The organism is Vibrio coralliilyticus, from assembly GCF_024449095.1.
Classification (GTDB): domain Bacteria; phylum Pseudomonadota; class Gammaproteobacteria; order Enterobacterales; family Vibrionaceae; genus Vibrio; species Vibrio coralliilyticus_A.
Genome location: NZ_CP024627.1, coordinates 406,490 through 420,518, shown reverse-complemented (window position 1 = coordinate 420,518; position 14,029 = coordinate 406,490). Strand labels below are relative to the sequence as shown.

General features: G+C 44.8%; 16 protein-coding genes and 1 pseudogene. 14 read left to right on the top strand and 3 right to left on the bottom strand.

The window, feature by feature from the left end; translation table 11 throughout:
• Nucleotides 1–11: 11 nt before the first annotated feature.
• The 8 genes from CTT30_RS01985 to CTT30_RS01950 all read left to right on the top strand — a co-directional run bounded on the left by CTT30_RS01985 (nt 12) and on the right by CTT30_RS01950 (nt 6,220).
• A complete protein-coding gene (locus CTT30_RS01985; protein ID WP_252035904.1) occupies nt 12–728 on the top strand; it encodes a YggS family pyridoxal phosphate-dependent enzyme in 717 nt (238 codons plus the stop codon).
• 26 nt (nt 729–754) lie between these two features.
• A complete protein-coding gene (gene proC / locus CTT30_RS01980; protein WP_239876883.1) occupies nt 755–1,573 on the top strand; it encodes a pyrroline-5-carboxylate reductase in 819 nt (272 codons plus the stop codon).
• 38 nt (nt 1,574–1,611) lie between these two features.
• The gene (locus tag CTT30_RS01975; protein WP_239868989.1) at nt 1,612–2,169 is read left to right on the top strand and encodes a YggT family protein; all 558 of its coding nucleotides are present in this window, start codon (nt 1,612–1,614) and stop codon (nt 2,167–2,169) included.
• The gene (gene yggU, locus CTT30_RS01970; protein WP_252035903.1) at nt 2,169–2,459 is read left to right on the top strand and encodes a DUF167 family protein YggU; all 291 of its coding nucleotides are present in this window, start codon (nt 2,169–2,171) and stop codon (nt 2,457–2,459) included. The genes CTT30_RS01975 and yggU overlap by 1 nt, the downstream gene beginning before the upstream one ends.
• 382 nt (nt 2,460–2,841) lie before the next feature.
• Nucleotides 2,842–3,792 (top strand): hypothetical protein, encoded by a 951-nt coding sequence (locus CTT30_RS01965; protein WP_252035902.1) that lies wholly within the window; start codon nt 2,842–2,844, stop codon nt 3,790–3,792.
• Between the two features lie 10 nt (nt 3,793–3,802).
• Nucleotides 3,803–4,213: a hypothetical protein gene (locus CTT30_RS01960; RefSeq protein WP_252035901.1), complete on the top strand. Its 411-nt coding sequence runs from the start codon at nt 3,803–3,805 to the stop codon at nt 4,211–4,213.
• Nucleotides 4,214–4,328: 115 nt separating this feature from the next.
• Nucleotides 4,329–5,666, top strand: coding sequence for an IS4 family transposase (locus CTT30_RS01955; protein WP_252046623.1), 1,338 nt, complete (start codon nt 4,329–4,331; stop codon nt 5,664–5,666).
• A 149-nt stretch (nt 5,667–5,815) separates the two neighbouring features.
• Entirely contained in the window at nt 5,816–6,220 is a 405-nt protein-coding gene (locus CTT30_RS01950) for a hypothetical protein (RefSeq protein WP_252035899.1), read from the top strand.
• A 598-nt stretch (nt 6,221–6,818) separates the two neighbouring features.
• On the opposite strand, the pseudogene CTT30_RS01945 reads toward CTT30_RS01950, so the two are convergent.
• Nucleotides 6,819–7,010 (bottom strand): annotated as a pseudogene (locus tag CTT30_RS01945) (hypothetical protein).
• A gap of 117 nt (nt 7,011–7,127) precedes the next feature.
• Between CTT30_RS01945 and CTT30_RS01940 the strand changes: the two are divergent.
• The 3 genes from CTT30_RS01940 to hemW are packed head-to-tail and all read left to right on the top strand — an operon-like array spanning nt 7,128 to nt 9,380.
• Entirely contained in the window at nt 7,128–7,559 is a 432-nt protein-coding gene (locus CTT30_RS01940) for a DUF4426 domain-containing protein (RefSeq protein ID WP_252035898.1), read from the top strand.
• Between the two features lie 39 nt (nt 7,560–7,598).
• Entirely contained in the window at nt 7,599–8,201 is a 603-nt protein-coding gene (locus CTT30_RS01935; RefSeq protein WP_006958269.1) for an XTP/dITP diphosphatase, read from the top strand.
• Nucleotides 8,202–9,380: a radical SAM family heme chaperone HemW gene (gene hemW, locus CTT30_RS01930; RefSeq protein ID WP_252035897.1), complete on the top strand. Its 1,179-nt coding sequence runs from the start codon at nt 8,202–8,204 to the stop codon at nt 9,378–9,380.
• A gap of 92 nt (nt 9,381–9,472) precedes the next feature.
• On the opposite strand, the gene glsB is transcribed toward hemW, so the two are convergent.
• Together glsB and trmB are read right to left on the bottom strand one after the other, a co-directional pair.
• Nucleotides 9,473–10,393: a glutaminase B gene (gene glsB / locus CTT30_RS01925; protein ID WP_019277252.1), complete on the bottom strand. Its 921-nt coding sequence runs from the start codon at nt 10,391–10,393 to the stop codon at nt 9,473–9,475.
• A gap of 99 nt (nt 10,394–10,492) precedes the next feature.
• On the bottom strand, nt 10,493–11,212 hold the full coding sequence (gene trmB / locus CTT30_RS01920; protein WP_252035896.1) for a tRNA (guanosine(46)-N7)-methyltransferase TrmB: 720 nt from the start codon (nt 11,210–11,212) through the stop codon (nt 10,493–10,495).
• Nucleotides 11,213–11,399: 187 nt separating this feature from the next.
• On the opposite strand from trmB, the gene mutY reads away from it, so the two are divergent.
• From mutY to mltC, 3 genes are all read left to right on the top strand, one after another.
• A complete protein-coding gene (gene mutY, locus CTT30_RS01915) occupies nt 11,400–12,455 on the top strand; it encodes an A/G-specific adenine glycosylase (RefSeq protein WP_252035895.1) in 1,056 nt (351 codons plus the stop codon).
• Nucleotides 12,456–12,474: 19 nt separating this feature from the next.
• Nucleotides 12,475–12,747, top strand: a complete 273-nt coding sequence (locus tag CTT30_RS01910; protein WP_006958274.1) for an oxidative damage protection protein — start codon at nt 12,475–12,477, stop codon at nt 12,745–12,747.
• A 74-nt stretch (nt 12,748–12,821) separates the two neighbouring features.
• Entirely contained in the window at nt 12,822–13,958 is a 1,137-nt protein-coding gene (gene mltC, locus CTT30_RS01905; RefSeq protein WP_252035894.1) for a membrane-bound lytic murein transglycosylase MltC, read from the top strand.
• The last annotated feature ends 71 nt before the right edge of the window (nt 13,959–14,029 follow it).

Sequence of the window (14,029 nt, the reverse complement as noted above, 5' to 3'; positions counted from 1 at the left end):
TAAAGTTAGCTATGAGTAGTATTCAACAAAACATTGAACAGATCACCTCACAGATTGAAGCGGCACAACAAAAGTGTGGACGCCCTCTAGGCTCAGTGCAACTTCTGGCAGTGAGTAAAACCAAGCCTTCTGAAGCCATTTTAGAAGCGGCTCGCGTCGGTCAGGTCGCTTTTGGCGAGAATTACGTACAGGAAGGTATTGATAAGATTGCCTATTTCTCAGAAAACCACCCTGAATTAGCCCTAGAATGGCACTTTATCGGCCCAATCCAGTCCAACAAAACACGCCCTGTAGCTGAGAATTTTGCTTGGGTACATACCGTGGATCGAACCAAGATCGCACAGCGACTTAACGATCAAAGGCCGGAAGGAATGGCGCCGCTGCAAGTTCTTATTCAAGTTAATACCAGCAGTGAAAGCTCTAAATCTGGCGCCAGCGATGACGAAATCTTTACTTTGGCAGAGTTGATTTCTTCCCTGCCAAACCTCACCTTAAGAGGATTGATGTCAATACCAGCGAATGTTTCCGATTACCAGTCTCAGCTTGCCGCTTTTCATCATCTAGCTGAACTAAAAAACCGATTGGCGCAACGCTATCCGCATCTCAACCTCGATACGCTTTCTATGGGTATGAGTGGTGACATGGAAGCAGCGATTGAAGCAGGAAGTACCTTGGTCCGTATCGGTACCGCTATTTTTGGCGCGCGTGACTACAGCAATAAAGCTTAATTAGTAAGACAGGAAGAACAGACTCAATGGAACATAAGAACATTGCCTTTATCGGCGCAGGTAATATGGTCAAGGCTATCGTCTCTGGATTGGTATCTGGGGGATATCCCGCTGAAATGATCACAGCGACAGCCCCATCTGAAACTCGACGACTACCGCTGGAGAAGGATTTCGCCATTAAGACCACCAGCGACAACCTAGCCGCTGCCAGCGAGGCGGATGTCATCGTTCTTTCTGTAAAGCCACAAATGATGGCAGAAGTATGTAAACCGCTTCAATCGATCGACTGGTCAGGTAAATTGGTTATCTCGATTGCTGCAGGCATCAGCAGCCAGCGTCTGTGCGAGATGCTCAATCACCAACTCAACATTGTCCGTGTAATGCCAAATACGCCAAGTCAGCTTGGCTTAGGAATGAGTGGCCTATACGCCCCTTCTAATGTTTCTGAGCAAGATAAAGCGTTTGCCGCTGAGCTAATGGAGTCATGTGGCAAGGTCTGCTGGGTGGAGCAAGAGTCCGGCATTAATAACATCATCGCGGCAGCAGGTAGTGCTCCAGCTTACTTCTTCCGCTTTATGGAAGCGATGCAAAATGAAGCCATTGCTCAAGGTTTTGATAAAGAGACAGCGCGCCTATTAGTTCAGCAATCCGCACTGGGCGCGGCAAGTATGGTCGTCGGCAACCCTGAAGTTGAGTTGTCTACACTGCGCGAAAATGTGACCTCAAAAGGCGGCACGACGGCAGAAGCGCTACGCACATTCAACGAACACCAACTTTCAGATATAGTAGCGAAAGCGATGCAAGCTGCCGTAGCACGTGCTGAAGAGATGGAAAAACTGTTTTAATTAGATTGAGCTATAGCTCTACGAAATAAGGGTAACCTATGAATTCAATAAGTTTTCTGATTTCCACCCTGTTTGATCTCTACATCATGGTGGTGATCTTACGTATTTGGTTGCAAGCTGCACGTGCAGACTTCTACAACCCATTCTCACAATTTATCGTCAAAGCCACTCAACCCGTAATTGCACCGCTGCGCAGGATTGTACCTTCAGTTGGTGGTATCGATCTGGCCACTGTACTCTTTGCCTATGTGCTGTGCGTACTGAAATTTGTCGCTCTGATCCTGCTTGCCTCCAGTGGCGCTGTTTCCTTCAGTGCAGAGTTTTTCTACCTTGGCCTGCTATCCCTCATCAAAGCCGCTGGTGGCTTACTATTTTGGGTGCTACTTATCCGAGCTATTCTGAGCTGGGTAAGCCAAGGACGAAGCCCTATCGAGTACGTATTTCACCAACTAACTGAGCCTATGCTGGCGCCGATTCGTCGTGTGATTCCAGCCATGGGTGGCTTCGACTTAAGTGTGCTGGTTTTGTTTATTGCTCTGCAGTTTGCCAACTTCCTAATGGGTGATCTCATTGGTCCCGTTTGGTTCCAGCTATAATGGCAAAAGCCGCTTGGTTAGAAGGTGATGATCTCCTACTCAGGCTCTACATTCAGCCCAAAGCAAGCAGAGATAAGCTGATTGGGCTGCATGGCGATGAAATAAAAATCGCCATCACAGCCCCGCCTGTAGACGGAAAAGCCAACGCTCACCTGAGCAAATATCTGTCCAAACAGTTCAAAGTAGCAAAAGGGCTAGTCACCATAGAGAAAGGGGAACTCGGGCGACATAAACAAGTCCGAATCCAGTCCCCAACTCATATCCCCGAAACAATAAAGGCCATCCTGTGATGGTCTTTTTATTTATAAAAACATTGAAAATGTATAACCAAATAAGACCACGGGCACACAAATACACAGAAGCACTTGGTCATTTTTATGTAATGACACTTACTGAAAATAAGTAACGTTTCTAATTATAGAATTGCTTAGAACGAATACTGGTAACTCCATAGTTATTAAGTTATTGAACATTAGTATTCGGATGTTTTTTGATCATCACTCAATTTTCAAAAAATTATGCTAATTAACAACTGAATACCTCAGAAATACTATGAGGCACTGGTAGGATTCAAATTACTGTTGATAACCTTTTGTTCTTTTTTAAATGCATAAACCTGAATATCCATTCCCACCCCCAACGTCCGCCTACTGGAAAAGTCACAGTACCTCAGTGAGCTATGATGAGGCTGTTTCTCTATACGAGTCTCAACAAGGCGTTGCCAAGACGATGCAGCGTAACCCAATAAAGTCACCAGCGAGCCAAGCTTTAGAAGCCAAGAGAATAAACCGTATTGCTGAATCATCTAGTGCTGCACCTGCAACACCTTCACCCCAACAGACTGCTTTTGCAGAAACACAATCAAACATGGCGTGGCCGCCATATAATCCTTTAGCCCCTGAAGGAGAAAAGGACATTACTGACAAGCTAAAAGAAACACTTGAGCGTAACCACACTCAGGTGCAAATTATGACTGTTTGGGATGCCATGGTTTATACGGTGAACAACTGGACAGCCATGACAGAGGATGGGAAAACTTTTGGTGCTGATGTTTTAGAAACTATCAATAAAATCAAAGGCTATTTGGATAACGGAACAGAAGTACTTCATGCAGTTTTCCTTTCTAGAGCATTGGGAAGCCTTGGAATAGTCGCCAAAGAAACTAAGACAAAAAATGGTAAAGCTGCCATCGTCATATCAAGTGTATGGAATGACAGTAAAATGCACTATGCAACAGTCAATGGCATCAATATCAAGAAAAATCACCCTTACACAATGGATAATCCGAAAATCCAACAATTGGGGTTCGCTAGAAACACTAAAATTCGCGGTGCTATTAAAGCTGGAGCGTTAACAATTATAATCAGCGCAGCGTTGGCGACAGAGCAACTTGTTAACAATGACGAATACCACATGGTAGATTGGTATGGTTCAGTAGGAACAGAACTCCTTAAACTCGGTGTAACAAGTGCACTTGCTTTATTTGTGATTTCTTCAAGCATGCCAATTTTACTGACAGCCCTTATTGCTATTACTATTGCTATGATTGTTGACTCTATATTTGATAGGTTCGAGGTCGAAAATAAGATTACAGAGGAATTAAGAAGTGCCACAGAGATATAGATATTTCTGCATGATTATCGGCTTTTTCGTTACATGCTTTTTTGCTTATACCAGTTATATCTTTGTCATTAGAGATACTATATGGGGTGCTCAAGACGGCGTACCTGAGATAAAAGTGAGTTACAGTGATGGTGTTATGATAATGGCTACCTTTTTTCTATTCACTTACATTATTCCTTTTTTGGTTCTAAATAGGCATCGGGTTAAGGAGCCTTTAGAGCTATGGGAAATTTATCGCGTAAGGACCGTCAACATAGTAGCTACAATAGCATTCAGCATTATCCTTCTCACGGGCTTCTTATATAAGAAATTTGAAGTTAGTTATCTGATTGAAAAAGGGTATGAATATAGTCACACTAAAGAAAATCATCGTTCTTTTGGCTTCGATACTGACATATATGTATTAGCTGAAAAGCATTAACACCTGATATTACAAAGCCCGCTATCGAAGTGCAATGTAGATCAGATAAGGATCGGTTGACCGATCCTTATGATGAGAGACAATCGGAAATCTGTTTATAGGTTTCCGATTTTTTATGTCTATTCAACACTTCTTTGCCGACTTCCTTGAAGAAAACCCTGTTGATGTTGCCCAACTCACCACCTTTTCTGAACACATTCCCGATGCGTGGGTAGCTAAAGCAGCCTCACTGTCCGATAAAGCGACTATCCGTCGACGCCGATTACCGAGCGATATGGTGTTGTGGCTGATTGTGGGTATGGCTTTTTTCCGCAATGAACCCATTGCCGAAGTCGCTCGAAGAATGAATGTCTGTGCTGACGGTTTGGCTGATGAAGAGCTATTGGCAAAGAGCGCCTTAACCCAAGCAAGACAACGCTTAGGCAAAGCAGCACCCGAATGGCTGTTTAAGCAATGTGGGAAAACGTGGGGGCTTGAGCGATACCCTGATGATGCATGGCAAGGCTTACAAGTTTTTGCTGTCGATGGCGCTCTTTTTAGAACGGCTGACACACCAGAATTGAGGGAACATTTTGGCTCTGGAAATACGTCTAGCAACAGACAAACACCTCATCCAGTATTGAGAGTTGTGACTATGATGAATGTTCGCTCTCATGTCATCGTTGATGCGGCGATAAGCCCGTATCGCCGAGGTGAAATTCCTCTAGCGATGCCTTTCATCAACGCTCTACCAGACAACTCAGTGACGTTACTGGATAAAGGTTTTTATGGTGCAGATTTACTCCTTTCTCTGAAAAACAGTGGAATAAATAGACACTGGCTTCTCCCTGCAAAGAAAGGAGTCAAATATACTCTACTGGATGATAAAGAAAGCAGTGACATGCTTGTGGAGATGAAGGTCTCACCGCAAGCTCGTAAAAAGAATCCTCGTCTTCCAGAAAAATGGACAGTCAGAGCCGTCAGTTATGAGGTTCAAGGTAAATCCAAAACGGTGTTTACCTCGCTTCCTAGAGAGCTGTATGACGCTCAATCTGTGGCAGAGCTTTATCATGAAAGATGGGAAATCGAATTAGGTTATCGTGACATCAAGAGCTCAATGCAACACAACGCTTTAGTGTTGAGAAGCAAAACAGTCGAACTCGTCTATCAAGAGCTGTGGGGGTTATTACTTGGTTATAACTTGGTGAGACGAGAGGCTAGTCAAGCTGCCGTTGAACACGGACGCTTACCTAATGAAATCAGCTTTAAGTACGCTTGCCAATTTATAGCCAGCCAGCTCAAAATGATGAGTAAAGCGGTGTCTTTAGGTAACACGCCGAAACGCTTAAAGAGCCTTCGAGGAGATTTATCTATCCTCTTTATAGACAAACGCCCTAAGCCAAATCGGCCTAGGGCGGTAAAAATATCAAAGACCCGATACCCTGTTAATCGCTACGCGGCTCCTCTTAAGTGAACTACGTTGCGCTATCGAAGTGGGCTTTGTCTTAAAACTCTTTAGCTTCAAGTCAAACGAAAATTTGTGGGGCTATTTTCGAGCAATTCACCGTAGATGAAAAATAACAGAGGAATTAAAGGTTGCCACAGCAGTATAGATATTTGTGCATGATTCTAGGTCTTTTTGTGGCATTCTTTTTTGCCTATGCCTCGTATAACTACGTTTATATGGACTTCATAAACGGGATCCGCGAACAAGTCGACGAAATAAGAGTCAGCTATGGGGATGGCGTGTTAATAGGAGTCACATTTTTCTTGTTCACATACATAGTGCCATTTTTGTACTTAAATCGGCATCGTAAGCGCCAACCATTAGAACTATGGGAAATGTATAGTGCCAAATCTATGAGTATTGCAACTATGGGAGCTTTAGGGCTCACCTTACTCATAGGGTTTGTATATAAAAAAATAGAGGTTAAACATCTAAGTTCATCAGGTTATGAGTACAGCCATACTAAAGAGAATCATCGTGCTTTGGGCTTCGATACTGATATCTATGTGCTAACAGAATAGATAAAGATGGGGAAATAACATTGCCACAGAAGTATAGATACATATCTATGATACTTGGTTTTTTGGTTACGTGTTTTTTTGCATACACAATATATCGCTTTATAATTATGGAGCTCGTGTTAAGCATGCATGGACAAGTAAACGAAGTAAAAATTAGTTATAGTGATGGGGTTGTCATCGTAGTAACACTATTCTTGTTCGCATATACAATTCCTTTTTTGGTCCTTAATCGAAAACGAATGAGAACGCCACTTGAACTGTGGGAAATATATTCTCCAAAAACACTAAGTGTCATTAGCATTATCGCACTTTGTCTTATGATGTTAGTTGGTTTTGTTTTTAAAAAGTTCGAGATAAACTTTTTAGAGTCAGCAGGTTATGAGTACAGTCATACCAAAGAAAATCATCGTTCTTTTGGCTTCGATAGCGACATATATATATTAGTCGAAAAGCATTAACACCAGATACTACAAAGTTTAAAACACTTTTGTTTCCAAGCGGATGATACGCTCATTGCGTCGCCAGAATATGGCGACAATCAGCAGCATCGACGGTGAAAGCCCCATTGAGTTGAGGTATTGCAGCCGCTCGACCATATCTAGATGAACTCATTACGGAAGGTTTCCCATAACCCCATCGCTACTGGAATGGCCGTGCCGATGATGCCGCCGTATTGCACATCTTCTGCCGTGATACTCGCGGTAATCAGTTCAGGGAGTCGCTAAGGCCACACCTGCCCCAGCAGGGCGTTCCCTTTTTGCGTGGACGGTTGGTCTAAGTCGCTATTCATCACCTAAAAACCTTCACAGCATGAAGATCCAAACGTATGATCAGGTGTAAAACAACCAGCACGAAGCAAGATGATTCGCGCTGCTTTTCCTCTGTAGTCAATCCTTAAGGAAGCACAATGAAAAAATGGATCACATTAGCGCTAGCGAGTGTTCTAGCTCTTCCAGCTTGGGCGGATCAGTTTAAAACTATTAAAGATGTCGAAGTTCACTACTCCGCGTTTAACTCGACTTTCTTAACTCCTCAAGTTGCTCGTAGTTACAAACTAAAACGAAACGGCTACTCAGCGATCATTAATATCAGTGTGTTAGACAATTATCAGGCTGGTAAACCGGCCATAACCGCGAAAGTTAGTGGCAGCGCGAAAAACTTAATCGGCCAAACTAAGACACTTGAGTTCCGCGAAATTAAAGAAGGCTCTGCGATTTATTACCTCGCTGAATTCCCTATTTCGGAAGAGGAAAATCTGACATTCGACATTGACGTTAATGCTGGTAATAAAGGCACGGGCAGATTAAAGTTCACCCAGAAATTTTACGTGGAAGAGTAACGGCTAAATAGCCTTACCAATATAGGCACAAACAAGATTATGAATGCACAAAAAATTGTTCTAGCGACAGGTAATCAGGGCAAGGTTCGTGAGATGGCCGATCTGCTGGCGGATTTCGGTTTCGATGTCGTGGCACAAAGCGAATTTAATGTCTCAGAGGTTGCTGAAACTGGCACAACATTTATTGAAAACGCCATCATCAAGGCGCGTCACGCAGCGAAAGAAACTGGATTAGCTGCAATTGCCGACGATTCAGGCCTTGAAGTCGACTTCCTAAAAGGAGCTCCGGGCATCTACTCTGCACGTTATGCCGGAGAAGGCGCAAGTGACCAGCAAAATCTGGAAAAGCTGCTCGATGCAATGCAGGGCGTGCCGCAGGAGCAACGTACCGCACGCTTCCATTGTGTGTTAGTGCTGATGCGTCACGAATTAGATCCAACGCCGATCGTCTGCCACGGTAAGTGGGAAGGCCGTATTCTGACTGAAGCTCAGGGCGACAATGGTTTTGGTTACGATCCGGTTTTCTTCGTTCCAGAAGATAACTGCGCATCGGCTGAGCTTGAACCAACACGTAAAAAGCAACTTTCTCACCGTGGTAAAGCGCTTAAGCAGTTGTTTGCGACACTTTCTGAGCAGCAATAAATGAGTCAATTGATTCCACCAGCGCTGAGTCTTTATGTCCACATTCCTTGGTGTGTACAAAAATGTCCGTATTGCGACTTTAACTCGCACGCGTTAAAAGCCGACATCCCAGAGCAGGAGTACATCGCTGCTCTGCTGGAGGACCTTGATACTGATATCGAGCGTTATCAGCTTAAAACCAACCCACGGACACTCCACTCCATATTTATCGGTGGAGGGACGCCAAGTCTCATCTCAGCACAAGGAATCGCTGATTTACTTGCTGGCATAGAAAAAAGAATCGCGTTTAAAGACGAGATTGAAATCACCATGGAAGCCAACCCGGGCACGATTGAAGCGGAGCGCTTCGCTGGGTATCGCAAAGCGGGTGTGACGAGAATTTCGATTGGTGTGCAGAGCTTCGAACAGCAGAAGCTCGAACGTCTAGGGCGCATCCATGGTCAGGATGAAGCCGTCAATGCCGCGAAACTGGCTCACAAGATTGGCTTAAACAGCTTTAACCTTGATTTAATGCACGGTCTGCCAGACCAAACCGTAGAGCAAGCACTCGCGGATCTGGAGAAGGCGATTGAGCTTAACCCGCCACATCTTTCTTGGTATCAGCTCACTATTGAGCCCAATACCATGTTCCACTACAAGCCGCCTGTTCTGCCCGACGATGATGACTTGTGGGACATTTTTGAGCTCGGCCACCAAAAGCTGGCTGAAGCGGGTTACGTTCAGTACGAAATCTCCGGCTACAGTAAACCAGAGTATCAATGCCAGCATAATCTCAACTATTGGCGCTTTGGTGACTATCTCGGTATTGGCTGTGGCTCGCATGGCAAACTCAGTTTCGCTGATGGACGTATCATCCGTACGACTAAGGTCAAGCACCCGAGAGGCTATCTGGCTGCATATCAGAATATGGTGAAGCCCTACCTAGACAGTGAAGCCGATGTCGCTAGCGAAGATCGCCCTTTCGAATTCTTTATGAACCGGTTCCGTTTGATGGAAGCCTGCCCAAAGCAAGACTTCTTGGATACAACTGGCTTGGGTTTTGAATCGATTCAGGAAACCATCGACTGGGCGAAAGAGATGCAATACCTCAGCGAGTCTGATACGCATTGGCAAATCACTGAAAAAGGAAAGCTGTTCCTTAACGATTTGCTCGAAGCGTTTATGGCGGAAGAGGAATAAAAGGCTGGAACAAATTTTAAAGGGTTGACGATATGGTCAACCCTTTTGTTTTTCATCGTTCCAAACTTGTCTCCGCTGTCTCGGAGCAAAATTTAGAATATCGAGCGGCCAATTCGCTCAGCGAGTAACTCTAGTGCTCTGGTCCCCGCGAGAGAGTTACCTGAAGGGTCCAGCTCTGGAGACCAAACCGCAATCGTCATCTCCCCCGGTACGATAGCGATAATCCCGCCACCAACACCTGACTTACCTGGCATACCGACTCGGTAGGCGAATTCACCAGCGCCATCATACAAGCCACATGTTGCCAGCAAAGCGTTAAGCTGCTTGGTTTGGGTAGGCGTCACCACAGGCTTGCCTGTTTGCACTGAAGTGCCTTTATTAGCCAGATAGCTGAATGTTTTCGCTAAATCGACACAGCTCATCTTCAAGGCACACGCATGGAAGTAGTTATTCAGTACTGGGATTACATCATTGTCAAAGTTGCCAAAAGAGCGCATCAGATACGCAATCGCCGCATTGCGGTCGCTGTGCATCATCTCTGATGCTGCAACTATCTTGTCGTAACAGATATGAGTATCGCCCGACAGTTGACGGACAAACTCCAGCAAGCGTTGTCTCGGCGCAGACAGGCGGCTTTGCAGCAAATCGGCAACCACTATTGCCCCAGCATTAATGAAAGGGTTACGTGGAATCCCCTGCTCCATTTCTAGCTGAATCAGAGAGTTAAACGCCTGACCAGAAGGCTCCTTGCCAACCCGAGCCCAAATCTCATCAGGGGTATATAATCCCATTGCTAACGTTAAACTTAACGCTTTAGAAATGGACTGAATGGAAAAAGGTTCATCGGCGTCACCAGCTTTGATCACTTCTCCCTTATTGGTGAAGACAGCAATTGCCAGTTTATTAGCCGGAACTTTGGCCAGCGCAGGAATATAATCGGCTACTTTTCCCTGACCGATAAGCGGCCTGACCTCTTGCAGGATGTCGGCTAAAATTTCTTTTGTCGGTTTCATTACTTACCTATATTTCAAAGGCTTATTATTTTTCTTGTAGGGTCAAAAAAGCCAACATCAAAATGTTGGCTTTCTCATTCGCTTTTATTTGCGGGTGACTTAGCTAACACGCTTAAACTTAATGTCCCACACTCCGTGACCTAAACGGTGACCACGTGCTTCAAACTTGGTCAGAGGGCGATCTTCCGGACGTGGAACAAAGTCACCATCCTCGGCGATGTTCTCATATCCAGGCGCTTGATTCATCACTTCAATCATATGTTCTGCGTAATTTTCCCAGTCTGTCGCCATATGGAAGATACCTTCACCAACCATCAGCTTCTGACGAACCATTTCAGCAAAATCGAGCTGCACAATACGGCGCTTGTGGTGGCGCTTCTTGTGCCATGGATCAGGGAAGAATAATTGCAGTGTTGCTAGGCTGCTGTCTGGGATCATGTTGGCAAACACTTCCACTGCATCGTGACACATCACTCGCAGGTTGGTCAGGCCAGCTTCACGTGCATCAGCAAGACACGCACCCACACCAGGGCTGTGCACTTCGATACCAAGGAAGTTCTTCTCAGGCGCATTTTTCGCCATTTCAACCAGTGATGCCCCCATACCGAAACCAATTTCCAGTACCACAGGGTTGTCGTTACCAAACACTTCTTTCCAATCAAGAAGCTTTTCTTGGTAATCAATCCCCATTGTCGGCCAGCATTCATTCATTGCGCTTTCCTGACCTTTGGTCAAACGGCCTTCACGACGCACAAAGCTGCGCACTTTGCGTATCAGTTTACCGTCTTCATTGTATTCGTTAGTGGTCACTTCACTCATGATTCTGCCTGTCTAAAAATTGCTCTCGACTTAAAGGGATTGTGATTATCCAAAGAATCGACACTGGTGCAAGTATTTTAGGTCATTTCACGCAGAATAAACCCTTACTCTTTATCAGTTGTACTTTAGCCTGTATCTGTGGTGCAATTTTAGCTAACCCAATAAATATAAAATTACCGAGCAAGTCGTGACTCCTTTTGCTAACGCCATCCTAGAATGGTACGAAGACTACGGAAGAAAAAACCTTCCGTGGCAACAAGATAAAACCGCGTATAGCGTCTGGCTGTCTGAAATCATGCTTCAGCAGACTCAGGTCACTACCGTGATTCCTTATTACCAGCGTTTTCTCGAGCGCTTTCCGACCGTTGTTGACCTCGCCAATGCAGAGCAAGATGAAGTGCTTCACCTATGGACAGGGCTCGGCTATTACGCACGAGCGCGTAATTTACATAAAGCTGCCAAGATTGTGGCAGAGCAATATCAGGGCGAATTCCCTCTCGATATCGAGCAGATGAACGCCCTACCGGGTATAGGCCGCTCTACCGCGGCGGCTGTATTGTCATCTGTCTATAAACAGCCACACGCCATTTTAGACGGCAATGTGAAACGTACACTGGCGCGCAGCTTTGCTGTTGACGGCTGGCCGGGGCAAAAGAAAGTCGAAAATCAGCTTTGGCAGTATGCTGAAGAACACACCCCCGGTACTGATGTCGATAAGTACAATCAGGCAATGATGGATATGGGGGCCATGGTGTGCACTCGCAGTAAGCCCAAATGTACACTGTGTCCGGTATCTTCATTTTGCGCTGCATACAAACAAGGTAACCCTCTCGACTACCCGGGCAAAAAGCCGAAAAAAGAAAAGCCAGTCAAAGAAACCTGGTTCATTATGCTGCATCACCAAGGGCATGTATGGCTGGAACAGCGCCCACAATCTGGGATCTGGGGCGGGCTATTCTGCTTTCCAGAACACTCTGAAGCCCAACTCGATCATCAACTGACAATACGTGGTGTCCTTGATAAGGACATTCAACGTCGCGATCAGTTGATTGCTTTTCGCCACACCTTTAGTCATTACCATCTCGATATCACACCAATTTTGGTAGACCTATCAAAGCAACCTGATGTGGTGATGGAAGCAAACAAAGGTCTTTGGTATAACTTATCGCAACCTGAAGAGATAGGTTTGGCCGCTCCGGTAAAACAGCTACTGGAAAGCCTGCCTTTCGAACTTCAATATTGATTAACTCTAAGGAGTCGTTATGAGCCGCACTGTATTTTGTGCTCGACTACAAAAAGACGCAGAAGGTCTGGACTTTCAACTGTACCCAGGTGAACTCGGTAAGCGTATTTTTGACAACATTTCTAAACAAGCTTGGGCAGAGTGGCAACACAAGCAAACCATGCTGATCAACGAGAAAAAGCTCAACATGATGGATCCTGAGCACCGTAAATTGATTGAAACAGAGATGGTCAACTTCCTGTTTGAAGGTAAAGATGTCCATATCGAAGGCTACACGCCACCCAGCGAATAAGGTTTTCCCTTTAGGTTAAGGATAGAGAGAATGACATCAACGCGTTGCTTTGATGTCATTTTTTTAGGATAAATATGAAGAAGTTAGCTTACTTTTTTCTGGCAATGATACTCACTGGTTGTAGCCGTGAGTTTATTGAAAACATCTATGATGTAAACTATGAACCCACCAATCGTTTTGCCAAGAACCTAGCCGAGCTACCCGGCCAATTTCAAAAGGATACAGAAGCCCTTGACGCCTTAATCAGCAGCTTCTCCGGTAACATTGCAAAACGCTGGGGGCGCGGAGAAATTAAGTTTGCTGGTAAAAGTAACTATGTAAAGTACATCGACAATTACCTTAGTCGTTCGGAAGTCAATTTCGACAAAGGCACCATTATTATCGAAACCGTTTCGCCTACTGACCCAAAAGGCCACCTTAAAAATGCGATTGTTACCACTCTACTAACCCCAGATGATCCTGCAAACGTCGATTTATTCTCTTCCAAAGATATCAAGCTAGAAGGTCAGCCGTTCCTATACCGTCAGGTCGTCGATCAAGATAACAAACCTATTCAATGGTCATGGCGAGCGAACCGTTTTGCCGATTACCTGATCGCCAACAAGCTCAAAGTCAAAGGTGTCGACTTCAAAAAAGCCTATTACGTTGAAATTCCTATGGTTGAGGAACAATTTGAGATTCGCAGCTATAAGTATGCGGATATTGTCCAACGTGCTTCACGCCGTTACGGTATACCCGAAGATCTGATTTATGCGATTATCAAAACAGAAAGTAGCTTTAACCCGTATGCTGTAAGCTGGGCCAACGCCTACGGTCTGATGCAGGTGGTGCCTAAAACCGCAGGGCGCGATGTATTTAAGTTGGTGAAAAAGAAATCCGGACAGCCGTCTCCAGAATACTTATTCAACCCAGAAAATAATATCGATACCGGTACTGCGTATTTCTACATTCTCAAAAGCCGTTACCTAAAAGATGTCCGTCATCCTACTTCTCTAGAGTACAGCATGATCTCCGCTTACAACGGTGGCACTGGCGGAGTACTCAATACCTTTAATCGTAGTGACAGAAAACGAGCAATGCGCGACCTCAATTCACTACAACCAAATCAGGTTTACTGGGCACTGACCAAAAAGCACCCCAATGCAGAAGCTCGTCGTTACTTAGAAAAAGTCACAAAATTCAAAAAGGATTTTAACGCTGGTAAATCATAAGCACTAAAAACGCCTAAATTATCGGCACTCAACCACTTTTTTGAATTTTTTTCTAAAAACAAGTTGACGGC